This is a genomic window from Streptomyces sp. NPDC005004, assembly GCF_053600675.1.
Map to the genome: position 1 here is coordinate 34,809 of NZ_JBSGAH010000028.1, position 22,698 is coordinate 57,506.

Consider the following 22,698-nt stretch of genomic DNA (forward strand, 5'->3'; position numbering starts at 1 on the left):
GCCGAGAAGCCCGCTGAGGTCGTGACGGGCGGCGGAGCCAACCGGGAGAACCTGCCTTGAGTCGTGAAACTGACACTCCGTCCTCCGGGAGCAACGGGCGCGGCGGAGCCGCATATCCCTCCGGGACGCCGCCGTACGGAACCCCCACCGCCGCCGACGGCGGTACGGACGCGGGCCGTTCGGGCGCGCGGTCCGAGGAGCGCAAGACGGAGACCACGCTGACCACCCGCATCCGGATCAACATCCCCGGATCGCGGCCCATCCCGCCGGTGGTCGTGCGCAAGACCGTCGGGGACGGCGAGGGCGCCGGGGACGAACCGGCAGCCGAGGCACGGCCCGAGGCCGCCGCCGCGCCGGATACGGCCACCCCCGAAGCCGCTCCCGACCCTGCCGCCCCGCAGGCCGGGGAGAAGACCAGCGACTGGTTCGCGCCCCGCAAGTCCGGCCCCAAGGGCGCTGGTCCGGCCGCGGGCGGTACCAACGGTGCCGGGCTGCCCGGTGCAGCGGCGGCCGGCGCCACCGGTGCCACCGGTTCCGCGCCCGCGCTCCCGGCCGGCGGCCAGGGCGCCCTGCCGACCCGTCCGGCCGGCGGTGCCTCCGGCACGCCCCCGCTGCCGACCCGTCAGGGCGGCGCCACGCCTCCGCTGCCGACCCGTCCGGGTGCCGGTGCCGGTGCCGGTGCCGGTGCCGGTCGTCCCGGCGGTACGAACGGTGCCGGGCTGCCCGGTGCCACCGGCGGTCCGGTCGCCCCCGGGCACGGCGGCGGCACCGGTTCCTTCGACGTGACCGAGGCGCTGTCCTCCGGTCCGCTCGGCGGCGGCTCGCGCCCCGGCGGCCCGGGTGCTCCCGACGCCTCCTCCGGCGGTCCCGGCGCCCCGGCCGGTCCGGCTGCCTCCGGCGCCTCCGGCGGCGAGCCCACCCGTGACGACCTCCCGTACTTCTCCGACGGCCCCGCCCGCGGCGGCGCCACCGGCGGGGCGAGCGGGCGCGGTCCCGGCGGCACCGGCGGCTTCAACGGCCCCGGCGGCCCCGGCGCGCCCGGTCCCAAGGGTCCCGCGGGCCCGACCGGTGGCCCGGTCACCGGCGACGCCCCCCTCGGCGGCCGTCCCGGCGCCCCCGGTACCCGTGGTCTGGAGCCCGGCGAGCCCTTCGACGGACCGCCCGCCTTCCGCGCCCCCGGCGCCTCCGGCGGCGCCCCGTTCGCGCCCGCGGGTGCCCTCGGCGAGGACACCGCGGTCCTGACCCCGCAGCCGCAGGCGGCCCTCGGCCACCGGCCGCCCGGCGTCTCCGGACCCACCGTCAGCAGCGGCGCCCCGGCCACCGTGGGCACCCCCTTCGCGCCCGGTGCCCGTCCCGACGGCCCGGCCGCGCCCACGCCCGCCGCCCCCGCCCAGCAGGCCAAGGGCAAGGGCAAGCCGAAGAAGAAGGGCCGCAGCAAGCTGGTCCTGCTCGTCGCCGCCGTGGTCGTCGTCGCGGGCGGTGCCTACGGCGCCGGTCTGCTGATGAACCGCAGCGACGTGCCCAGCGGCACCACCGTGCTCGGCGTCGACATCGGCGGCGGCACCCGCGACGACGCCGTCAAGAAGCTGGACGACGCGTTCGGCAGGAGCGTCGTCAAGCCGCTGCGCCTGGAGGTGGGCGGCAAGACCGTCTCGCTCACCCCCGACAAGGCCGGGCTCCAGTTCGACTACCAGGCGACCGTGAGCAACGCCGCCAAGAGCGACTACAACCCGGTCTCCGTGATCGGCTCGCTCTTCGGCCAGAAGCGCGTCGTCGATCCGGTCATGCCGGTGGACGAGGAGAAGCTCCAGGCCGCGCTGGAGAACACCGGCGGCGGCTCCGGCTCGGTCGTCGAGGGCGGCATCAAGTTCGAGGCGGGCAAGGCCGTGCCGGTGTACGGCAAGGCGGGCCGGGCCATCGACGCGGCCCGCTCCACCGACGCCGTCCGGCAGGCGTACCGCACGCTCGTCGAGACCGGCGACGCGATCCCGGTGACCGTGCCGACCACCGAGAAGCAGCCGACGGTCTCCAAGGCCGAGGTCGACCGGGAGATGAAGGAGTTCGCCAAGCCCGCGATGTCGGGCCTGGTGACCGTCCGCACCGACGCCGCCCACCAGGTCGTCTTCAGCCCGCAGAACTCCCTGTGGAAGTTCCTCCGGGTCAAGGCGGTCTCCGGGGGCAAGCTGGTCGACGCCCCCGACCAGGCCGCGCTGAAGGCGCTGTACGGCAAGACCTTCGACAACGTCCTCATCACCCGGGCCACCGGGCAGAAGACGCCCGTCACGGTCCAGGACGTCTACGGCGCCCTGCGCCAGGCCCTGCTGAGCACCTCCAACCGGACCGCGGTCATCGACACCAACCCGAACTAGCGGCCCGCAGTCGACGAGGGGCCGCCCGGCACAGCGCCGGGCGGCCCCTTCGCCGTACCCCGCCCGCCGCTCCCACCAGGGCTGTCACCGCATCCGCATGACAGATGTCATCCCGCACCGTGGACCCCCGACACTGCCTAGCCCCCGCCCCCTCCCGCCACCATGGTCGGCATGACGACGACAGCGGCACCCCCGGCCACCACCGCAGCGGTGGCCGGGTTTGACCAGGTGACCAAGACCTACGGCAGCGTCCGGGCGGTCGACGGCCTCTCGCTCACGCTGCACCCCGGCGAGACCGTCGCCCTGCTCGGCCCCAACGGCGCGGGCAAGTCCACCACCCTCGACCTGCTCCTCGGACTCAAGCACCCCGACAGCGGCACGGTCCGCCTGTTCGGCACCACCCCGCGCGAGGCGATCACCGCCGGGCGGGTCGGCGCCATGCTGCAGAGCGGCGGGCTCATGGAGGACGTGACGGTCGCGGAACTGGTCCGCCTGGCCTGCGCGCTGCACCCCAAGCCGCACAAGCCCGCCGACGTGCTCGCCCGCGCGGGCATCACCCAGATCGCGGACCGCAAGGTCAACAAGCTCTCCGGCGGCCAGGTCCAGCGCGTCCGCTTCGCCCTCGCCACCGCCGGGGACAGCGACCTGATCGTCCTGGACGAGCCCACCACCGGCATGGACGTCTCCGCCCGCCAGGCATTCTGGGCCACCATGCGCGAGCAGGCCGACCAGGGCCGTACCGTCCTCTTCGCCACCCACTACCTCGAAGAGGCAGACGCCATCGCGGACCGTGTGCTCGTGCTGCACCGCGGCCGCCTGCTGGCCGACGGCACCGCCGCCGAGATCAAGGCCCGCGCGGGCGCCCGCCGCATCGCCTTCGACCTGGAGGGCGAGATCGACGAGACCGCGCTCGCCGGACTGCCGTTCCTCACCTCGTTCGACGTCTCCGGGCAGACCGTGCGCCTGCAGTCCACCGACGCCGACGCCACCGTGCACGCCCTGTACGGCCTCGGCTTCTACCCCCGCAATCTCGAAGTGGCCGGACTCGGCCTGGAGCAGGCGTTCGTCGCCCTCACCGCGGCCGAGGAGGCCAAGCAGGCATGACCCCGCTGATCAAGCTCGAACTCACCCGCGCCCTGCGCAACCGCAAGTTCCTGTTCTTCTCGGTGCTCTACCCCTCGGTCATCTTCCTGATCTTCTCCAGCAGCGGGGGCCCGAACGCCAAGGTCGACGGCAGCGGCGGCCTGACCGTGGCCACCTATCTGATGGTCTCCATGGCCTCCTTCGGCGCCCTGACCGCCGTCCTCATGGGCAACAGCGAGCGCATCGCCAAGGAGCGCGAGAGCGGCTGGGTACGGCAGCTCCGGCTCACCTCGCTGCCCGGCCACGGCTACGTCCTCGCCAAGACCGCCGGCGCGGCCGTGGTGAGCCTGCCCTCCATCGTCATGGTCTTCGTGGTCGCCGCCGTCGTGAAGGACGTACGCCTCGACGCCTGGCAGTGGCTCGCCCTCACCGGCGTCATCTGGGCCGGCAGCCTGGTCTTCGCCGCGCTCGGCGTCGCCATCGGCTACCTCGCCTCCGGGGACGCGGTGCGCCCCATCACGATGATCGTGTACTTCGCGCTGTCGCTGCTCGGCGGTCTGTGGATGCCCTCCACCGGGTTCCCGAAGCTTCTGCAGAACATCGCCGACTGGCTTCCCACACACGCGTACGCTGCCCTGGGACGCGCGATCGAACAGAGCCAGGCCCCGCACGCGCGGGACGTCGCCGTCCTCGCCGTCTACTTCGTCCTCTTCGCGGGCGGGGCGGCCTGGCTGTACCGGAAGGACACGCTGAAGGCGTGAGCGTGACGACGGAAGACCGGAGCGCCGGGTCCGCGATGGACACCCCCATGGGCCGTCCGCCGCGCACCCGGCGCGAGCTGTGGGTGAAGCTGCTGTGGATCGGCGTCTGGCTGGTCTTCCTCAGCTCGCCGGTCCAGGACCTGGTCGACGGCCACCACGGCACGGGAGCCACCTGGGGCGGAGCACTCGGCCTGACCGCGTTCGTCGGCGTCTATCTGAGCCTCGTCTTCCGCAACATGGGCCGGCCGTACTCCGGGCGCGTCGTGATCGTGCTGCTCCTGGTCCTCGGCGTCCTCGCCCCGCTCCTCGCCTACTCCCTCGGCGGCGCCTGGCTCGGGCTGTTCGTCTACCTGTCCGTGGCCTGCGGGGCGACCCTGCCGCCCCGGGCCACCTACTGGGCGATCCCGGCGTCGGCGGCCCTGATGTACCTGGTCGGGCTGCACACCGGCGAGGCCGAGGCCCGCGATCTGCTGCTCCTGGTGGTGCTCATCGGGTTCGCGATGGTCGGCGTCGGACAACTGATCCGCACCACCGTCGAGCTGCGCAAGGCACGGGCCACCGTCGCCCAGCTCGCCGCCAACGAGGAGCGCCTGCGCCTCGCCCGCGACCTGCACGACCTGCTCGGCCACTCCCTCTCGCTGATCACGCTGAAGAGCGAGCTGGCCGGGCGGATGCTGCCCGGACAGCCGGAGAAGGCCGCGCAGCAGGTCGCCGACATCGAGCGGGTCAGCCGCCAGGCGCTGGTGGACGTGCGCGAGGCGGTCACCGGCTACCGGCGCCCCCGGCTCGCCGCCGAACTCGCGGGCACCCAGGTCGCCCTGACCGCCGCCGGAGTGGTCTGCGACGTGCCCGCCGAACCCGACCTCACCGGCGTCCCCGAGGAAGCCGAGGCCGCGCTCGCCTGGACCCTGCGCGAGGCGGTCACCAACGTGGTCCGGCACAGCGGCTCCGACCGCTGCGCCGTCGAGCTGCTGCGCCGCCAGACCCTGGACGGCCCGGTCCTCGAACTCACCGTCCAGGACAACGGCTCGGGCGGCCCCGCCACCGTGCCGGGCAACGGGCTCACGGGGCTCGCCGAGCGGCTGGAGAAGGCCGGCGGGAGTCTGGAGGCGGGCCGGGCCGGTCGCGGCTTCCGGCTGGTCGCCCGCGTCCCCGTGTCCGCCGCGGCGGACATAGGATCCGGGGCATGACGCGCACGATCAAGGTCCTCCTCGCCGAGGACCAGTCGATGGTCCGCGAGGCGCTCGCCGCCCTGCTCGGCCTGGAGGACGACATCGAGGTCGTGGCCCAGGTGGCACGCGGCGACGCGGTCCTGCCCGCCGTCGCCGAGCACGGCGTGGACGTGGCCCTGCTCGACATCGAGATGCCCGGCTGCACCGGCATCGAGGCGGCCGCCCAGGTGCACCGCGCGCACCCCGGTGTGAAGCTCGTCGTGCTCACCACCTTCGGGCGGCCCGGCTATCTGCGCAGCGCCATGGAGGCGGGCGCCGACGCGTTCCTCGTCAAGGACGCCCCCGCCGCCCAACTCGCCGCCGCCGTACGGCGCGTGCTCGACGGGGAGCGGGTCATCGACCCCACGCTCGCCGCCGCCGCGCTGGCCGAGGGCGCCAACCCGCTCACCGACCGCGAGCGCGAGGTGCTGCGCGCCGCCGCCGACGGCTCCACCAACGCCGAGCTGGCCAAGGCCCTGCACCTGTCCCAGGGGACCGTGCGCAACTACCTGTCCACCGCGATCCAGAAGCTGGCGGTGCGGAACAGGGCGGAGGCGGTGCGGATCGCGCGGGAGAAGGGGTGGCTGTGAACGGCGCTTTCAGCGCTTTCGGCTGTGAGCAGCTGCCGCGTCGGTCGTGGCGGTGCTCCCGGCGGTGAGCGGCTGCCGCGTCGGTAGTAACGGCCCTTCCGTCTGTGAACCGCGCTTTCAGTGTTCTCGGCTGTGAAGCCCGCGCCCAGCTCCGCTCCCGCCGTCAGTTGAGCAGCGCCCGCGCCGCCCGCGCCTGGGTCCGCGCCCGTTCCTCCGCCACCGGATCGACCACCGCGACCAGCTCCGCGTACGCCTCCAGCTCCGCCGCGCCCTCCGTGAACGCGCCCCGCTGGACGAGCAGCCGCGCCCGGTCGTAGCGCAGCCGCGCCGGATGCGCGGGCAGCAGCAGCCCCAACTCCACGGCCAGCAGGGCGATGTCCGAGCGCTCGGGCCGGGCGGCGGCCCACGCCCGCACGTTGTTCAGGATTCGCTGGACCACCTCGACGGGCGTCGCGGGCACCAGCATCGCCGGGTCCAGCGGCGCCCCCGTCGCCCCCACCACCAGCAGGTCGGCGTCCGCCCGGGTCAGCAGCCGGCCCCCGTCGAACGGGTCCGCCAGGACCATCTCCTCGCCCGAGGGCCCGAAGCCCACCACGAAGTGCCCCGGCAGCGACACGCCGTACACCGGCGCGCCCGCCCGCCGGGCCACCTCCAGCCACACCACCGACAGCAGGATCGGCAGCCCGCGCCGCCGCCGCAGCACCTCGTGCAGCAGCGAGGACTCCAGCCGCTCGTAGTCCCCGGCCGTGCCCCGGAACCCGCACTCCTCGCCGAGCAGCCGGGCCAGCGCCTCCGCCCAGGCACGAGGGCCGCCGGGACGGTACGGCACCCGCCCGGCCAGCTCGTCCAGCGCCAGTTGTGCCGCGTCCAGCCCGGCCTCGTCCAGCGAGCCGTCCGCCTCCGCGCCGATCAGCAGGCACAGCGCGGAGAGGTCCGGCCGGGACGAGCGGGCCTCCTCCGCGAACCTGCGCCGCAGCTCCGCCGACCGCTCGGCGGGCGGCGGGTACGGAGGCGGGAGGTGGGGCGGGCGCTTCGCCGGTTCCTGGCCGTCCACGGCGCCTCCTACGGCCGCCCGGCGCCGGAGCCGTCCGGTGCCCGGTAGTGGTGGTAGGCGTGGTGCGGGGCGAAGCCCAGGCGGTCGTACAGCGTCCGCGCGCCCGTGTTGGACTCCTCCACCTGGAGCCACGCCGCCGAGGCGCCCTCGTCGAGAGCGCGCCGGGCCAGCGCGGCCATCACCTCGGTCGCCTGCCCCTGCCGCCGCCGGGCGGGATCGACCTCGACGGCCGCGAAACCGGCCCACCGTCCGTCCACGACGCACCGCCCGATGGCGGCGGGTGCCTCGCCCGCCGCGCCGGGCACCGTCGCGAACCACACCGAGGCTCCTTGGCCGAGCACCCGCAGGGCCACGTCGCTCACTCCCTTGCGCTGGTACCGCGCGAGCCACGCCTCGTCCGCCTCGCGGGAGAGGACCACACCGGCGCCCTCCGCCCGGTCCGCGACCGGCGCCAGACCCCCGGTCCACAGCTCCGCCGTGACCTCCCGGGTCCAGCCGCGCCGCTCCAGCTCCGCGCACAGCGGCTCCGGCACGCCGTCGGGGCCGCTCGCGGTCTGGACGTAGGCGGGCAGGCCGCGCTCGTCGTACCAGCGTCGTACGGCGAGCAGGGCCGCGTCGAGCGGAAGGCCCGGATCGCCCAGCGGGAGCACACTGTTCGCCCGCCGGGTGTATCCCCCGGCGGCCCTCAGCTCCCACCGCCCGAGCCACTCGCTCTCCACCGGCCGCCACGCCCGCGCGGCGACCTGGGTCAGCTCCGCGTACCCGGCCGCCGGACCGCGCCGACGTGCCGGAACGGCCGGAACGACCTTGCCCGCGACGAGCCCGGTTTCCTCGATCCGTACCGTTCGGCCGTCCCGTTGTGTGATCATGAGCACGCCGTTGTCCCATGATGCGAGAACACCTACCGTGTCGGTGAACTTCTCACCCGGCCTCCCGGTCTGCGTCAACCGTCGCACCGAGACCCGTTTGCCCACGTCAGCAGGGGCAATTCGGACCTCGAAGCGTCCTGGCGCCGATATTTCCACTGGTCGGTCCACCCCTCCTGTTCGGATCACGTCCCGAAACGGAGATACTAGGGGCGGGCATCGACGACGCCGCGCTCCCGCGCGCCAGGCGGCGGAGCCTGAGGAGGCCCGCCAGCGCCCTATCGAGGAGGAACGACAGCGTGACCTACGTCATCGCGCAGCCTTGTGTAGACGTCAAGGACAAGGCGTGCATCGAGGAGTGCCCGGTCGACTGCATCTACGAGGGCCAGCGGTCCTTGTACATCCACCCGGACGAATGCGTCGACTGTGGTGCCTGTGAGCCGGTCTGCCCGGTCGAGGCGATCTTCTACGAGGACGACGTCCCGGACGAGTGGAAGGACTACTACAAGGCGAACGTCGAGTTCTTCGACGAGCTCGGCTCGCCCGGCGGTGCCAGCAAGCTGGGCCTGATCGAACGCGACCACCCCTTCGTCGCCGCGCTGCCGCCGCAGGGCGAGTGACGCCGGGGCCGCCCCGCGCGGCCCGCACGAAGACAGCACCGCCTCGGTCCCGTACGGCCCGGCCCCTCGGGGCCACCGCCGTACGGGGCCGAGGCGTTCGCCGTTACCCACGAAAGCGAGCAAGTCCCGTGTCCGCAGTCTCCGACCGGCTCCCCACCTTCCCCTGGGACAAGCTGGAGCCGTACAAGAAGACCGCCGCCGCGCACCCCCGTGGCATCGTCGACCTCTCGGTCGGCACCCCGGTCGACCCGGTCCCCGAGCCGATCCAGAAGGCCCTGATCGACGCGGCCGACTCGCCCGGCTACCCGACGGTCTGGGGCACGCCCGTGCTGCGCGACGCGATCACCGGCTGGCTGGAGCGCCGCCTCGGCGCCCGCGACGTCACCCACCGCCACGTCCTGCCGGTCGTCGGCTCCAAGGAGCTCGTCGCCTGGCTCCCCACCCAGCTGGGTCTCGGCCCCGGTGACCGGGTCGCCCACCCGCGCCTGGCCTACCCCACCTACGAGGTCGGCGCCCGCCTCGCCCGCGCCGACCACGAGGTCTACGACGACCCGCGCGACCTCGACCCCGAGGGCCTGAAGCTCCTCTGGCTGAACTCCCCGTCCAACCCGACGGGCGCGGTCCTCTCCCAGGAGGACCTCGCGGGGATCGTCGCGTGGGCCCGTGAACACGGCGTCCTGCTCGTCTCCGACGAGTGCTACCTGGAGCTGGGCTGGGAGGCCGACCCCGTCTCGGTACTGCACCCGGACGTCAACGGCGGGTCCTACGACGGCATCGTGGCCGTCCACTCCCTCTCCAAGCGCTCCAACCTGGCCGGCTACCGCGCCGCCTTCCTCGCGGGCGACCCGGCCGTCCTGATGCCGCTCCTGGAGATCCGCAAGCACGGCGGCATGATGATCCCGGCCCCGACCCAGGCGGCGATGGCGGCGGCGCTCGCGGACGACGAGCACGTGCGCGTGCAGCGGGCCCGCTACGAGTCCCGTCGTACGCGTCTGCGGGACGCCCTGCTCGCGCACGGGTTCCGTATCGACCACAGCGAGGCGAGCCTCTACCTCTGGTCCACCCGCGGCGAGTCCTGCTGGGACACGGTGGCGCATCTGGCGGACCTGGGCATCCTGGTGGCGCCCGGCGACTTCTACGGCGAGGCGGGCGCGGAACACGTCCGTGTGGCTCTGACGGCCACGGACGAGCGCATCGACGAGGCGATCACCCGCCTCAAGGCGTGACCGGCCGGAGGCCGGCCGCCGCTACCGCTGTGCCCACCCTCCTCCGAGCGCTCGACTTCGCTCGAGCAGGGGGGTGCGCCCATCGCCCCGCGGGACGACTGCCCACAGCGGTAGCGGCAGCGATACCCGGCGTCAGCCGAGCGGCAGGCCGCTCTTGGACACGTTCCCCAGCAGCCCCCCGGCCGTCCCCGTCGCCTTGCTCGCCGCGGGCGCCGCGTTCTTGACGGCTCCCGCCGCCGGCACCGCGTCCTGCACGACCTTGTTGCCGGCGAGGTGGGACACCCCGTCCAGCGCGCTGAGCCCACCGAGGCCCGGCGCCGCGGACGGGTGCTGGGCCGCCGCTCCCGCGGTCCCGGCGACACCGACCCCCGCCACCGCCCCCACCGCGGTGAGAAGCACGGCACGGGCAATCCGACGGCTCACAGGCACAGACATGGTCGCTCCAATCAACGGCGATGAACTCTGCCGTGACTACCGCGCGAACCCGCCGAAGGTTGCGGACACCCAAGGTAAAAAGACAATAATTACGGCCCGGTGACGATCCGTACGCTCGCCGGAGAGGACTCGGCGCCCGCAGTGCCCCCGCCCGGCGCCGGATGCCAGTCGCCTCCGCCGTTGGACGCGGTCCACTCCCGCCCCGCGTACGTCACCCGGGAGATCCGCAGCGCGGAGGAGTTGGCGACCGCCCACTGCGCGAGCTGCCACCCCCGCTCCCGCTCGTCGCGCCCGCTGGCGTCCGTCCGGTCGCCCTGCGGCACGGGAACCGTCACCGTCCGCCCGCGCGCGGTCGCGGTCACGCTCGGGGACGGCGAGGGCGAGGGAACGGTCGTACCGCCCACCTCGGCACCGGTCTCCTGGAGCGCGTCGCGCCCGAAGTCCCTTACCAGCGCGGTCCGCACGGCGTCGGGACCCACCGCGCCGGACGCCTGCATGGAGCGGCCGTCGCAGGTCAGGGTCGCCGCCGAGTAGCCGGTGAGCGCGGTGGCGAGCAGCGCGGCGTCCGACTCGTGCTTGGCGTACGCCTCGGGGAAACCGCTGCGCTGGACCTTCTGCGCCGCGACGGTGAGCGGGAGTTCGGTGTAGTCCGGCACTCGCGCGAGATGGGCGTAGAAGATGCCCGCCGCGTACGCCGGGTCCATGATCTGCTGCTGGGATCCCCACCCCTGGGAGGGCCGTTGCTGGAAGAGGCCGAGCGAATCCCGGTCGCCGTGCTCGATGTTGCGCAGCCCGGACTCCTGGAGCGCGGTGGCCAGCGCGATCGTCACCGCCCGCAGCGGCATACCGCGCCCGGTGCCGACGGCGGCGATGGTGGCCGCGTTGCCCGCCTGCTCGGGGGTGAACTCGTACGAGACGCGCTCGTCCGTCGCCGAGACCACCTTGCAGCCGCGTGCGGCCCCGCCTCCGGTGACGTACTGCACCACGAGGTAGGCGGCGACGGCGGAGAGGACGACCAGCGCCGCACAGACGCGCACGACACGGCGGCGCCGCCTGGGGCGGGAGGGGGACGGCTCTGACACGCGTACAAGGTACTGGAGTACGCAACCCCGTTCGCACGGGGACGGCGGCGGGGCCCGCGTTAGGGTCGGGAGCATGGCCGAAACCTCGCTTGACCTCACGCTGGACGCCGCCGAGCTCACCGCACGGCTCGTGGACGTCCCCTCCGAGAGCGGCACCGAGAAGCCGCTCGCCGACGCCATCGAGGCCGCCCTGCGCGGTCTGCCGCATCTGACGGTGGAACGCTTCGGCAACAACGTGGTCGCCCGGACCGGACTCGGCCGCGCGGAACGGGTGATCCTCGCCGGGCACATCGACACCGTGCCGATCGCGGACAACGTGCCCTCCCGGCTCGACGAGGACGGCGTGCTGTGGGGCTGCGGCACCTGTGACATGAAGGCGGGTGTCGCGGTCCAGTTGCGCATCGCGGCCACCGTCCCCGAGCCCAACCGCGACCTGACCTTCGTGTTCTACGACAACGAGGAGGTCGCCGCCGAGCTGAACGGTCTGAAGAAGCTGGCGGAGACTCACCCGGAGTGGCTGGAGGGGGACTTCGCGGTCCTGCTCGAACCCTCCGACGGCCAGGTCGAGGGCGGCTGCCAGGGCACGCTGCGGGTCCTGCTGAAGACCAAGGGCGAGCGGGCGCACTCCGCGCGCGGCTGGATGGGCTCCAACGCCATCCACGCGGCCGCCCCGATCCTGGCCCGCCTCGCCTCGTACGAGCCCCGGTGGCCGGTGATCGACGGCCTGGAGTACCGGGAGGGTCTGAACGCCGTGCGCATCGGCGGGGGAGTGGCGGGCAACGTCATCCCCGACGAGTGTGTGGTCACGGTCAACTTCCGCTACGCGCCCGACCGTTCGGAGGAGGAGGCGATCGCGCACGTCCGTGAGGTGTTCGCGGACTGCGGCGTCGAGGAGTTCGTGATCGACGACCACAGCGGCGCCGCGCTGCCCGGCCTCTCCCACCCGGCCGCCGCCGCCTTCATCGACGCCGTGGGCGGCGTCCCGATGCCCAAGTACGGCTGGACGGACGTCTCCCGCTTCGCCGCGCTCGGCATCCCGGCGGTCAACTACGGCCCGGGAAACCCCCACTTGGCGCACAAGCGGGACGAGCGCGTGGAGACCGCGAAGATCCTCGCGGGCGAGGAGCGGCTGCGCGGCTGGCTGACCGCCTGAGCCCCGCACCGCACGGCGCCTCGTCCCGGACATGCCCACGTCCCCCCGCCGTAACGGATGCGGATCTAGGCTGAGGACGAAATACCGGCAAGTGGAGGGAGCGCACATGGCCACGGGAAACCCCGAGGGGAAGAAGCGCCCGCCGGACGAGCAGCGTCTCGGTCCGGTCCTCAGGCGGCGCGGCCAGGTGCAGGCCAGCACCACCGACCAGCGGCTCCTGGACGAGCGCGCCCCCACCGACTGGGTGCACACCGACCCCTGGCGGGTGCTGCGCATCCAGTCGGAGTTCATCGAGGGCTTCGGCACGCTCGCCGAGCTGCCCCCCGCGATCAGCGTGTTCGGCTCGGCGCGCACCCCGGTGGACTCGCCGGAGTACGACGCCGGGGTGCGGCTCGGACGCGGCCTGGTGGAGGCCGGCTGGGCGGTGATCACCGGAGGCGGTCCCGGCGCCATGGAGGCGGCCAACAAGGGCGCCCTGGAGGCGGGCGGCATCTCGGTCGGCCTCGGCATCGAGCTGCCCTTCGAACAGGGGCTGAACCCGTACGTCGACATCGGCCTGAACTTCCGGTACTTCTTCGTCCGGAAAATGATGTTCGTCAAATATGCCCAAGGTTTCGTCGTCCTGCCCGGCGGGCTCGGCACCCTGGACGAGCTGTTCGAGGCGCTCACCCTGGTGCAGACCCAGAAGGTGACCCGGTTCCCGATCGTCCTGTTCGGCAGCGCGTACTGGGGCGGCCTGGTCGACTGGCTGCGCGGCACCCTGGTCGCCCAGGGCAAGGCGTCGGAGAAGGACCTGATGCTCTTCCACCTCACGGACGACGTGGACGAGGCGGTCGCCCTGGTCTCCAAGGAGGCGGCCCGCTGAACCGCGCCCCAGGGGCGGCGCGCACCGCCCCTGGGGCCGCACCCCTCAGGCCAGGCCCCGTCGCGCCGTCGCGGGCGGCCGGTGCCCGGCGATCGACGCCACCATGTCGAGGACCTGCCGGGTCTCCGCGACCTCGTGCACCCGGTACACCTGAGCGCCCAGCCAGGCCGACACCGCCGTGGTCGCGAGCGTTCCGATCAGCCGCTCCTCGACCGGTTTGTCCAGGGTCTCCCCGACGAAGTCCTTGTTGGACAGCGACACCAGCACCGGCCAGCCCGTCGCCGTCATCTCGCCCAGGCGTCGCGTGGCCTCCAGGCTGTGCCGGGTGTTCTTGCCGAAGTCGTGCCCCGGGTCGATCAGCACCGACTCGCGCGGCACGCCGAGCGCCACCGCCCGCTCGGCGAGGCCCACGGTGACGTCCAGGATGTCGGCCATGACGTCGTCGTACGCCGCCCGGTGCGGGCGCGTACGCGGCTCGGCGCGGCCCGCGTGCGTGCACACCAGGCCGACGCCGTGGCGTGCGGCGACCTTCGCGAGTCCGGGGTCGGCGCCGCCCCACGCGTCGTTCAGCAGGTCCGCGCCCGCCTCGCACACCGCCTCGCCGACCTCGGCGCGCCAGGTGTCCACGCTGATCACCACGTCCGGGAACCGGCGCCGCACCTCGGCCACGAAACCGACCGTGCGCCGCGCCTCCTCCTCGGCGGTGACCTCCTCGCCGGGTCCCGCCTTCACCCCGCCGATGTCGATGATCGCGGCCCCCTCGGCCACCGCGCGCTCCACGCGCGCGAGCGCGGCCTCGTCGGTGAACGTGGCGCCGCGGTCGTAGAAGGAGTCCGGGGTCCGGTTGACGATCGCCATCACCACCGGCTCGTGCGGCCCGAATTCCCGCGTGCCCAGCCTGAGCATCCCCTGTGACCTCTCCTCACCCGCCCACGGCGATCCCGTCCGTGGGCCCTGACTGTCAGCGTCGCATGGCACGATCGGACCCAGACACATTGGGCCACCGGCACCGCGCCGGGCACATCGAGCTTGGGGAACCCTGGCGATGCTGATGTTCTTGTTCCTGGTCGTCGCGCTGGCCGTCGTGGTGGCCGCGGTGACGCTCGCCGTGGTGGGCGGCGGGGAGAGCACCCCGCTGCCGGAGGCCGCGCCCGAGCGGCTGACGGACCCGCTGCCCGCGGACCGTCCGGTCGGCGGCGCCGACGTGGAGAGCCTGCGCTTCCCGCTGGCCCCGCGCGGCTACCGCATGGCCGACGTGGACGACGCGCTCGGCCGGATCGCCGCCGAACTCGCCGAGCGCGACGCCCGGATCGCGGAGCTGGAGTCCGCGCTGGCCGGGGCCCGCGGCACCGGGACCACCCGGCTGGACAAGCCCGGCCCCGAGGAGGCGTGATGAGCGACGGCATGGCACTGGCGGGGGCCGACGGAAGGCTCCGCTGCCCCTGGGCCCTGTCCGCCGAGGAGTACGTGGCATACCACGACGAGGAGTGGGGCCGCCCGGTCCACGGCGACGACGCCCTCTTCGAGCGGCTCAGCCTGGAGGCGTTCCAGTCCGGCCTGTCCTGGATCACCATCCTGCGCCGCAGGCCCGGCTTCCGCGCCGCGTTCGCGGGCTTCCACATCGAGAAGGTCGCCGCCTTCACCGACGTGGACCGCGAGCGGCTGCTGGCCGACACCGGGATCATCCGCAACCGCGCCAAGATCGACGCCACGCTCGCCAACGCGCGCGTGCTCGCGGAGTGGTCCGAGGGCGAGCTGGACGAGCTGATCTGGTCCCACGCCCCGGACCCGGCCGGACGCCCGGCGCCCAAGGTCCTCGGGGACGTGGCCGCCGTGACGCCCGAGTCCACCGCCTTGTCCAAGGCGCTGAAGAAGCGGGGCCTGCGCTTCGTCGGCCCCACGACGGCGTACGCGCTGATGCAGGCCTGCGGGCTGGTCGACGACCACCTGGAGACCTGCGTCGGCAGAGGGATCACGCGAGGCGCCTGAGCGAGCGCGGGTTTTTCCGAGACGCCCCCGGTCAGCGGCCGAGGTACGTCGGCTTCCGCTTCTCCACGAACGCCCGCACCGCGATCGCGTGGTCCTCGGAGGCGCCCGCGCGGCTCTGCAGCTCGTCCTCCTTCTCCAGGGTCTCGGCCAGGGAGTGGGTGAGGCCGTAGGCCACCGACTCCTTCAGCGCCGCGTAGGCCACCGTCGGGCCCTCGGCGAGCCCGCGCGCCACCCGTTCGGCCTCGGCGCGCAGTTCGGCGGCGGGCACCAGGCGGTTGGCGATCCCCAGCTCCAGTGCCTCCTGGGCGGTCAGGGAGCGGGGGAAGAGCAGCAGGTCGGTGGCGCGGCTCGGGCCGACCACACGGGGCAGCGTCCAGGAGATCCCCGAGTCGGCGGTCAGCGCGACCCCGGCGAACGAGGTGTTGAAGGACGCCGTGTCCGCCACCAGCCGGTAGTCCGCCGCGAGCGCGAAGCCGAAGCCCGCCCCCGCCGCGACCCCGTTCACCGCCGCGACCACCGGCTTCGGCGCGTCCACCAGCGCCCGCACGATCGGGTTGTAGTGCTCCTTGACGGTGCTCATCGTCTGCCCCGATCCGGACTTCCGGTCGGCGGCGAGGAGCCCGATGTGTTCCTTGAGGTCCTGGCCGACGCAGAAGGCCCGCTCGCCCGCCGCCGTCAGCAGCACCGCCCGCACCGCCGGGTCGGAGCCGGCCGCCTCCGCCGCCTCGCGCAGGGCGTTCTTGGTGGCGATGTCCAGGGCGTTCATCGCCTCGGGACGGTTCAGCTCGATCGTCGCGAGCCCGTCGTTCACCTCGTAGAGCACGGTGTCGGCCATGGCGCGTCCCCTCCGGTGTCGCGGCTGTGACGTACCGACCGGTACGCCCTTGTCCGAGGACAGCATGGCGGAGATCGCCGCTCCTGGGCCGCACCGTCCGTGTGACCTGCGTCAAAGAAAACCGGTACGGAGTGCCCCGGGAGCCGTGCGCGCGGCGGCGAAGTATCGCAGGCACATCCCCGAATTGAGTGGTTTTGCTCGCGCGCGTTGCCCAAGCGATGCCGACCGATGTTGGTCATCGGGTCCTGCGATGCGGGATAATGGCTGGGAAGCAATGTGTTCGATGCCGGTGTCGTGTGTCCCCTGAGTGGACCGCGGGTGCCCTCCGTGGGGTCGTCGGCAGACGATGAGCCTGGTTTCAGGAAGGGGTACGAGCATGGCGGCCATGAAGCCGCGGACGGGTGATGGCCCGCTCGAGGTGACCAAGGAGGGGCGGGGCATCGTCATGCGCGTTCCGCTCGAAGGCGGCGGTCGACTCGTCGTCGAGCTGACCCCTGACGAGGCCGAGGCGCTCGGCGACGCCCTCAAGAAGGTCGTCGTCTGACGCGTTCCCGATCTCCTGACCCCGGTACCGCTCGCGGTGCCGGGGTCATCGCGTTTCCGGGGCGCGTTCGGCCCGCCGGGAATCGGCTCAGCGCTTGACGCCGCAGAGCAGCCCGTCGCCCACGGGCAGCAGCGAGGTCACCAGCTCCTCGCTCTCGCGCACCGTGCGCAGCAGCTCGCGCAGGCGCAGCACCTCGGTCGGCTGGGGGCCGGAGTCGACCGTACGGCCGCCCGCGAAGACGCCCTCGAAGACCACCAGACCGCCGGGGCGCAGCAGCCGCAACGATTCAGCGAGGTAGCTGGAGTACTCCAGGCGGTCGCCGTCGCAGAAGACGAGGTCGTAGCCCGCGTCCGCGAGGCGGGGCAGCACGTCGAGGGCGGGACCCGGGATGAAACGGGCCCGGTTGCTGGCGAAGCCGCAGGCGCGGAAGGCCTGCCGGGCGAACTGCTGGTGCTCCGGCTCCGGATCGACGGTCGTGAGCACTCCGTCGGGGCGCATCCCGTGCAGCAGGTGGATCCCGGACACGCCGCAGCCGGTGCCGATCTCGGCGACCGCCTTGGCGTCCACCGAGGCGGCCAGCAGCCGCAGCGCGGCACCCGTGCTGGGCGTCACCGACCGCAGCCCCGCGTCCCGGGCCCGGTCGCGGGCCCAGAGCAGTGCTTCGTCCTCGGCGACAAAGGCGTCGGCGAACGCCCAGCTCGTCTGCCGGTTGCCGGTAATGGCCCTCTCCTGTCCCCGTAATTGCCTCGGCGTGACTGTATCCGTTGGGGACGGGAACCCGCAGATGGGACCGAGCGTTCAACAGGATGAGCCGGCGCATCGCCGGGCGGGTGGGACGCGACGGGGGCGAAGGGTGACGCAGGGTGCGGAACACAAGCGCACGCAGCCGGACGACCCGGGGCGCCGCGCGTCAAATTCTCGTAAAACCGCTTATCCGGAGCTAACGGGCGAGGTGGCTATGGTAGGGGCTCCACTGGACACCACCAGAGCCGACAGGGGAGGTGCGGCCGCGCCCGGGGACCGGGGAGGAGTGCTGCGGCGCTTTCTCGGGTCGGGCAGGCCGAAATCCGTGACCGACACCGCTGCCGACCGTCCCGCCGGAATCGCCGCGGGCGACTCCCAGACCGCGACCTTCGCCACCGACGCGGACGCACAGGCGTGGACTCCGCCCAGCTGGGAGGAGATCGTCAGCACCCACAGCGGCCGCGTCTACCGCCTGGCCTACCGCCTCACGGGCAATCAGCACGACGCCGAGGACCTCACCCAGGAGGTCTTCGTCCGCGTCTTCCGCTCGCTGTCGACGTACTCGCCCGGCACCTTCGAGGGCTGGCTGCACCGCATCACCACCAACCTGTTCCTGGACATGGTCCGGCGCAAGCAGCGCATCCGCTTCGACGCCCTCGGCGACGACGCGGCCGAGCGCCTGCCCAGCCGCGAGCCCACCCCCCAGCAGGTCTTCAACGACGCCCACTTCGACGCGGACGTGCAGCAGGCGCTCGACACCCTCGCCCCCGAGTTCCGCGCCGCCGTCGTGCTGTGCGACATCGAGGGGCTGTCGTACGAGGAGATCGCCGCGACGCTCGGCGTGAAGCTCGGCACCGTCCGCTCCCGCATCCACCGCGGCCGCTCCCAGCTCCGCAAGGCCCTCGCCCACCGCTCGCCCGAGGCGCGCCGCGCCGAGCGCCGCTCCTTCATGCCCGCGATGCCCGCACTCGGCGGAGGGGGCACACCCGCGTGAGCGCATCCCGGCCCGAACCCGCGACGGCACACCTCGCGGAACAGCACCTGGGAGACCGCCTCTCCGCCCTGGTCGACGGAGAACTCGGTCACGAGACGCGCGAGCGCGTCCTCGCGCACCTGGCCACCTGTGGCCGGTGCAAGGCGGAGGCGGACGCGCAGCGGCGCCTGAAGAACGTGTTCGCGCAGGCGGCCCCGCCGCCGCCCTCCGAGAGCTTCCTCGCCCGCCTCCAGGGCCTGCCCGGCGGCGGCCCCGACAGCGGGGACCCGTTGCCCGGCGGCACCTTCGGACCGGGCCCCGACGCCGGGGTCTTCGGCGTGCGCGACCCCGACCGCTTCGCCTTCGGCTACGTCCCGGCCGTACCGGCCCACGCGGCCGCGGAGCAGGGCTTCCGCATCCACCCCGTGGGGGAGCGGTCCGCCTCGCGCGGGCTGCGGTTCGCGGTCGCCGCCGCAGGTGCGGTCTCCCTCGCGGCCGTCGCCCTCGGCGGCGTGGGCGGTGCCCTCCCCGGCGACCTCACGGCAGACGCCCGCGGCGGGTCCGGCGCGGGCAGCAACGTGGCCCCGGCCCGTTCGGCCGGCACCGGCACGGGCACCGGCACACCGGGTACGGCCGCCGCGCCGGAGGCCCAGCGCCGGCGCGCCACGGCCCCGCTGCTCGCCCAGGGCGCCGGACAGCTCGGCCAGGTCCCCGTGGTGCCCACTTCCGTCTCCGCGCCCCTCCTGCCCGGCGTGCCCTCCCCGGCGGACGGCCGCGCCCAGGACACCGCGCGCGACCTCGCGCTGCCGTCGACGCCCTCGGCCGCCGCCACCCCGCTGATACGCCCGCTGGACGAGATCACCCCGTTCTCCGTCAACTCCGCCGCGCCCACGGCTTCCTGGGCCGCCGTCCCCGGACCCTCCGCCGCGCCCGCCCCCGCCACGTCCCCGTTCCGCCGGACCCCCTGACCGCCGACCACCGCCTGCGCTCCGCGCGGCGGACCTGGTTGAATCCTGTGAGCCGTGCCCGGACCGCTTGATCCCGGGCACCGCCAGGGGACCGAGTCCCGCGGCCACCACCGACACACACCGGCCGCGACCAGCCGTGGGGAGAGCATGAACGAGGGCAACCCGCCGTACGTCCCGGACGACGAGCGGGAGGGGACGCCCGCGGAGGTGTCCGCGGCTCCGCTCGGCAGCGCGGGACCCGGGACCGCCCCGCCCGCCGGACCGGACGCCGGTGGCGTGGTGACGGGGGCGGAACACCGGGGGGACGTCCCGGCCGCGCCGACGGGTGAGCCGGAGGCGGTGGGCGGACCGGTCGTGCCGGTGTACGAGGCGGAACCGGGAGACGGCCGCGCGCAGGCGCCGGCTCACGCCGTCCCCGCCCGCCCCGCCCCCCTGCACGAGCCCGACCCCTACGGCACCCCGCCCTACGGCGAGCCGGGCCCCTGGGCGCCCGCTCCGCCCTTCGAGGGCCCCGGGGCGACACCCGCCCACGGGGCGCCGCTGGTGCCCCCGCAGGCGCCGTATCCCGCCGCCGACGCCCTCCCCGACCCGGCGACCCCCGGCCACGCCCGGACGCGGGCGCCCCAGACCGGCCCCTGGGGCCGCTACGACCCCTGGGCCGTGCCGCACTCCCCCCTCCAGCAGACCGGCGTCGCCGTGCCCGTCGAACGGCGCCCGAAGCGGACGGTGCTGCTCGGGTGGGGGCTCGCCGTCGCGCTCGTCGCCGGAGGCGTCGGCGGCTTCGCCGGCGCCTGGCTGGAGCGGGCCGGGATCGGGGACGTGCATCTGCCGCGGGCGGCGAAGGTGCCCGCGGGCCGGGCGTCCGACAGCGTGGCCGGGATAGCCGCGCGGGCCCTGCCCAGCGTCGTCACCCTGCACGTCAGCGGCGACGACGAGGCCGGGACCGGCACCGGGTTCGTCCTCGACACGCGCGGCCACATCCTCACCAACAACCACGTCGTCGCGCCCGCCTCCTCCGGCGGCGAGATCACCGTGACGTTCAGCAGCGGCGACACCGCCCGGGCCCGCGTCGTCGGCCGGGACAGCGGGTACGACCTCGCCGTCGTCCAGGTCAGCGGCGTCAGCGGGCTCACCCCGCTGCCGCTCGGGGACTCCGACGACGTGCGCGTGGGAGACCCGGTCGTCGCCATCGGCGCCCCCTTCGACCTGGCGAACACCGTCACCTCCGGCATCATCAGCGCCAAGGAACGCCCCATCACCGCGGGCGGCGAGAAGGGCGACGGCAGCGACATCTCCTACGTCGACGCGCTCCAGACCGACGCGCCGATCAACCCCGGCAACTCCGGCGGCCCCCTCCTCGACTCGCACGCCCAGGTCGTCGGCATCAACTCCGCCATCCGCTCCGCCGACAGCGACGCGGACTCCGGCGAGAGCCAGGCCGGCTCCATCGGCCTCGGCTTCGCCATCCCGGCCAACCAGGCCCGGCGTGTCGCCGAGGAGCTGATCAACGACGGGCACGCCACGCACCCCGTCATCGGCGTCACCCTCGACATGGGTTACACCGGAGACGCCGCCCGCGTCTCCGCCAAGGGCGGCGCCGGCGGCCCCGCCGTGCAGCCCGGCGGCCCCGGCGACCGGGCCGGGCTGAAGGCGGGCGACCTGATCACGGCGGTCGACGGCCACCGGGTCCACTCGGGCGAGGAACTGATCGTCAGGATCCGCGCCCACCGCCCCGGCGACCGCCTCCGCCTCACCGTCGAACGCGCCGGAGCCAAGCACGCCGTCCCGCTGGTCCTGGGGGCCTCCGGGCGGAACTGACGGAAGTCTCACCCGGGCGCTGTACCGGACCGCCGACCGCGCCGGGTACCGTTGAGCGACCGAGGACATCCCAAGGAGCTTCAGGTGTTCAATGACATAGGGCCGCTTGAGCTGGTCACGCTCATCGTCCTCGCCGTGCTCGTCTTCGGTCCGGACAAGCTCCCCAAGTTCATCCAGGACGTCACGCGGACGATCCGCAAGATCCGCGAGTTCTCGGACAGCGCCAAGCAGGACATCCGCAGCGAGCTGGGCCCCGAGTTCAAGGACTTCGAGTTCGAGGACCTGAACCCCAAGACCTTCCTGCGCAAGCAGTTGGCCAACGACGAGCTGGGGCTCCAGGAGATCCGCAGCGGGTTCGACCTCAAGCGCGAGATGAGCGACCTCACCGACTCGGTCAACGGTCACGACACGGCCGTACCCGCCGCCCCGCAGACCCCGTCGGGCGGGCGGATCGACATGACCAAGCGTCCCGACACGCCGGTCCCGGACGAGCGTCCGCCCTTCGACGCCGACGCCACCTGAGCCCTTCTCACCCGTACGGCCCACCGCGCGACACGCGGTGCCGTCCGCCCCGCAGGACCCTTCCACGGCGCGTACCTGCCGACCATCGCGTCGGCCCGCTTCCCGCACGACCCACGAGCAGGGCGGTTTCCCAGCGGCTCTCAGCGGTGTGGATATGCTGCCGAGTTGTTGTGCGGGCCGGGCGCGTACGCCCGAAGGGGGGCGGGCAGCCCCGGTCCGACGAGAGCGAGGAGGCGTCCGGGCATGGAGACGACGAGTCGGGTGGGCGCGAAGACGCCGGCCGCGGCGGGCGGACAGCGGGGCCCGTCCGGCCACCGATCGGTCGACGGCTACCTGCGGGCGCCCTTCCCGTGGTACGGCCTGGACGAGGCGTTCACGGGCGCCCGCTGGCTGATGCAGGTCGGTACCGCGGCCGACGGCGCCGTGGAGCACGGGTCGATCGGCCACGGCGACGAGCCCTCGGTGCTGGGCGAGTACAGCGCCTCGGCCGCCGACGAGGCCAGGGAGAAGTTCGCGGTCGTCGTGACCGTCCCGGTGAACCCCTCGCGGCGCAGCGCGGACGGCACCGGGCTCCTGGAGGCCACCTCGGTCTCCTCCGCCGCCTGGCTGGCCGGGGTGGGGCTGCTGTCGGTCACCTGGCCCGGGCAGATGGACCACACCCTGCGCGACGACTGGCTGGACCAGCAGACCGAGACCGCCTGGGCGCTCGCCGACGACCTCCGGGGCGCGGAGTGGTCCACGCTGTCCCTGCCGGTGGACGGCGTCGCCACGCCCTTCCACTACCGGGAGTCGGAGTTCGGCTGGGTGCTCGCCGGTGCCACCGAGGCGGGCGTCCACGTCGGCGCGTACGGCCGGGGCATGAGCGCCTACGGGCTCGGCTTCGCCGTGGTCAAGGACATCGGCGCCTACGCCTGACGCGCGAAAGGGAGGGGCGCCTCCGCAAGGGCTCGCACTACATCGAAGTCGACGCCCAGGGTGTCCGGTTCGCGA

The 22,698-nt window shown here is 73.9% G+C and carries 24 protein-coding genes; 17 read left to right on the forward strand and 7 right to left on the reverse strand.

The window, feature by feature from the left end:
• Window positions 1-56 precede the first annotated feature (56 nt).
• The 5 genes from ACWEEU_RS28285 (at window position 57) to ACWEEU_RS28305 (ending at window position 6,014) form a co-directional block, all read left to right on the forward strand.
• Complete coding sequence (locus ACWEEU_RS28285) at window positions 57-2,369, forward strand: hypothetical protein (protein WP_451736056.1); 2,313 nt, start codon at window positions 57-59, stop codon at window positions 2,367-2,369.
• 171 nt (window positions 2,370-2,540) lie between these two features.
• Window positions 2,541-3,473, forward strand: coding sequence for an ABC transporter ATP-binding protein (locus ACWEEU_RS28290; RefSeq protein WP_385748073.1), 933 nt, complete (start codon window positions 2,541-2,543; stop codon window positions 3,471-3,473).
• Window positions 3,470-4,213, forward strand: a complete 744-nt coding sequence (locus ACWEEU_RS28295; protein WP_385748071.1) for an ABC transporter permease — start codon at window positions 3,470-3,472, stop codon at window positions 4,211-4,213. Before ACWEEU_RS28290 ends, ACWEEU_RS28295 begins: the two co-directional genes overlap by 4 nt.
• Window positions 4,210-5,403, forward strand: coding sequence for a sensor histidine kinase (locus tag ACWEEU_RS28300; RefSeq protein WP_385748069.1), 1,194 nt, complete (start codon window positions 4,210-4,212; stop codon window positions 5,401-5,403). Before ACWEEU_RS28295 ends, ACWEEU_RS28300 begins: the two co-directional genes overlap by 4 nt.
• Complete coding sequence (locus ACWEEU_RS28305; RefSeq protein ID WP_451736060.1) at window positions 5,400-6,014, forward strand: response regulator; 615 nt, start codon at window positions 5,400-5,402, stop codon at window positions 6,012-6,014. The genes ACWEEU_RS28300 and ACWEEU_RS28305 overlap by 4 nt, the downstream gene beginning before the upstream one ends.
• 163 nt (window positions 6,015-6,177) lie before the next feature.
• On the opposite strand, the gene ACWEEU_RS28310 is transcribed toward ACWEEU_RS28305, so the two are convergent.
• Together ACWEEU_RS28310 and ACWEEU_RS28315 are read right to left on the reverse strand one after the other, a co-directional pair.
• Complete coding sequence (locus ACWEEU_RS28310; protein ID WP_451736063.1) at window positions 6,178-7,068, reverse strand: transglutaminase-like domain-containing protein; 891 nt, start codon at window positions 7,066-7,068, stop codon at window positions 6,178-6,180.
• An 8-nt stretch (window positions 7,069-7,076) separates the two neighbouring features.
• A complete protein-coding gene (locus ACWEEU_RS28315; protein ID WP_451736085.1) occupies window positions 7,077-8,093 on the reverse strand; it encodes a GNAT family N-acetyltransferase in 1,017 nt (338 codons plus the stop codon).
• Between the two features lie 140 nt (window positions 8,094-8,233).
• Between ACWEEU_RS28315 and fdxA the strand changes: the two genes are divergently transcribed.
• Both fdxA and ACWEEU_RS28325 read left to right on the forward strand, forming a co-directional pair.
• Complete coding sequence (gene fdxA / locus ACWEEU_RS28320) at window positions 8,234-8,554, forward strand: ferredoxin (protein WP_018544323.1); 321 nt, start codon at window positions 8,234-8,236, stop codon at window positions 8,552-8,554.
• A gap of 128 nt (window positions 8,555-8,682) precedes the next feature.
• Window positions 8,683-9,780 carry a bifunctional succinyldiaminopimelate transaminase/glutamate-prephenate aminotransferase gene (locus ACWEEU_RS28325; protein ID WP_385748063.1) on the forward strand — a complete coding sequence of 366 codons (1,098 nt, stop codon included), beginning with the start codon at window positions 8,683-8,685 and terminating at the stop codon, window positions 9,778-9,780.
• Between the two features lie 132 nt (window positions 9,781-9,912).
• On the opposite strand, the gene ACWEEU_RS28330 is transcribed toward ACWEEU_RS28325, so the two are convergent.
• Both ACWEEU_RS28330 and ACWEEU_RS28335 read right to left on the reverse strand, forming a co-directional pair.
• A complete protein-coding gene (locus ACWEEU_RS28330) occupies window positions 9,913-10,203 on the reverse strand; it encodes a hypothetical protein (protein ID WP_385748062.1) in 291 nt (96 codons plus the stop codon).
• A gap of 101 nt (window positions 10,204-10,304) precedes the next feature.
• Entirely contained in the window at window positions 10,305-11,297 is a 993-nt protein-coding gene (locus ACWEEU_RS28335) for a heavy metal transporter (RefSeq protein WP_385748060.1), read from the reverse strand.
• 73 nt (window positions 11,298-11,370) lie between these two features.
• Here ACWEEU_RS28335 and dapE point away from each other — a divergent pair, with 73 nt between their 5' ends.
• Both dapE and ACWEEU_RS28345 read left to right on the forward strand, forming a co-directional pair.
• A complete protein-coding gene (gene dapE / locus ACWEEU_RS28340) occupies window positions 11,371-12,450 on the forward strand; it encodes a succinyl-diaminopimelate desuccinylase (protein ID WP_385748058.1) in 1,080 nt (359 codons plus the stop codon).
• Between the two features lie 106 nt (window positions 12,451-12,556).
• Window positions 12,557-13,315, forward strand: coding sequence for an LOG family protein (locus tag ACWEEU_RS28345; protein ID WP_385748056.1), 759 nt, complete (start codon window positions 12,557-12,559; stop codon window positions 13,313-13,315).
• 45 nt (window positions 13,316-13,360) lie between these two features.
• Here ACWEEU_RS28345 and folP read toward each other — a convergent pair whose 3' ends face one another.
• Window positions 13,361-14,221 (reverse strand): dihydropteroate synthase, encoded by an 861-nt coding sequence (folP, locus tag ACWEEU_RS28350; protein WP_385748054.1) that lies wholly within the window; start codon window positions 14,219-14,221, stop codon window positions 13,361-13,363.
• 139 nt (window positions 14,222-14,360) lie between these two features.
• Between folP and ACWEEU_RS28355 the strand changes: the two genes are divergently transcribed.
• Entirely contained in the window at window positions 14,361-14,708 is a 348-nt protein-coding gene (locus tag ACWEEU_RS28355) for a DivIVA domain-containing protein (protein WP_451736070.1), read from the forward strand.
• Entirely contained in the window at window positions 14,708-15,304 is a 597-nt protein-coding gene (locus tag ACWEEU_RS28360; protein ID WP_385748050.1) for a DNA-3-methyladenine glycosylase I, read from the forward strand. Before ACWEEU_RS28355 ends, ACWEEU_RS28360 begins: the two co-directional genes overlap by 1 nt.
• A 31-nt stretch (window positions 15,305-15,335) precedes the next feature.
• On the opposite strand, the gene chcB is transcribed toward ACWEEU_RS28360, so the two are convergent.
• Window positions 15,336-16,139, reverse strand: a complete 804-nt coding sequence (gene chcB, locus ACWEEU_RS28365; protein WP_385748048.1) for a 2-cyclohexenylcarbonyl CoA isomerase — start codon at window positions 16,137-16,139, stop codon at window positions 15,336-15,338.
• A gap of 376 nt (window positions 16,140-16,515) precedes the next feature.
• Between chcB and ACWEEU_RS28370 the strand changes: the two genes are divergently transcribed.
• Window positions 16,516-16,683, forward strand: coding sequence for a DUF3117 domain-containing protein (locus ACWEEU_RS28370; RefSeq protein ID WP_018544333.1), 168 nt, complete (start codon window positions 16,516-16,518; stop codon window positions 16,681-16,683).
• A gap of 87 nt (window positions 16,684-16,770) precedes the next feature.
• On the opposite strand, the gene ACWEEU_RS28375 is transcribed toward ACWEEU_RS28370, so the two are convergent.
• Window positions 16,771-17,469: an O-methyltransferase gene (locus tag ACWEEU_RS28375; RefSeq protein ID WP_451736088.1), complete on the reverse strand. Its 699-nt coding sequence runs from the start codon at window positions 17,467-17,469 to the stop codon at window positions 16,771-16,773.
• Window positions 17,470-17,641: 172 nt separating this feature from the next.
• Here ACWEEU_RS28375 and sigE point away from each other — a divergent pair, with 172 nt between their 5' ends.
• From sigE to ACWEEU_RS28400, 5 genes are all read left to right on the forward strand, one after another.
• Window positions 17,642-18,421: an RNA polymerase sigma factor SigE gene (gene sigE / locus ACWEEU_RS28380; RefSeq protein ID WP_385748045.1), complete on the forward strand. Its 780-nt coding sequence runs from the start codon at window positions 17,642-17,644 to the stop codon at window positions 18,419-18,421.
• A complete protein-coding gene (locus tag ACWEEU_RS28385; protein ID WP_451736075.1) occupies window positions 18,418-19,368 on the forward strand; it encodes an anti-sigma factor family protein in 951 nt (316 codons plus the stop codon). Before sigE ends, ACWEEU_RS28385 begins: the two co-directional genes overlap by 4 nt.
• A gap of 147 nt (window positions 19,369-19,515) precedes the next feature.
• Window positions 19,516-21,186, forward strand: a complete 1,671-nt coding sequence (locus tag ACWEEU_RS28390) for a trypsin-like peptidase domain-containing protein (RefSeq protein WP_451736078.1) — start codon at window positions 19,516-19,518, stop codon at window positions 21,184-21,186.
• 84 nt (window positions 21,187-21,270) lie between these two features.
• Window positions 21,271-21,708: a sec-independent translocase gene (locus ACWEEU_RS28395; protein WP_385748039.1), complete on the forward strand. Its 438-nt coding sequence runs from the start codon at window positions 21,271-21,273 to the stop codon at window positions 21,706-21,708.
• A 243-nt stretch (window positions 21,709-21,951) separates the two neighbouring features.
• Complete coding sequence (locus ACWEEU_RS28400) at window positions 21,952-22,623, forward strand: hypothetical protein (RefSeq protein ID WP_385748037.1); 672 nt, start codon at window positions 21,952-21,954, stop codon at window positions 22,621-22,623.
• Window positions 22,624-22,698 lie beyond the last annotated feature (75 nt).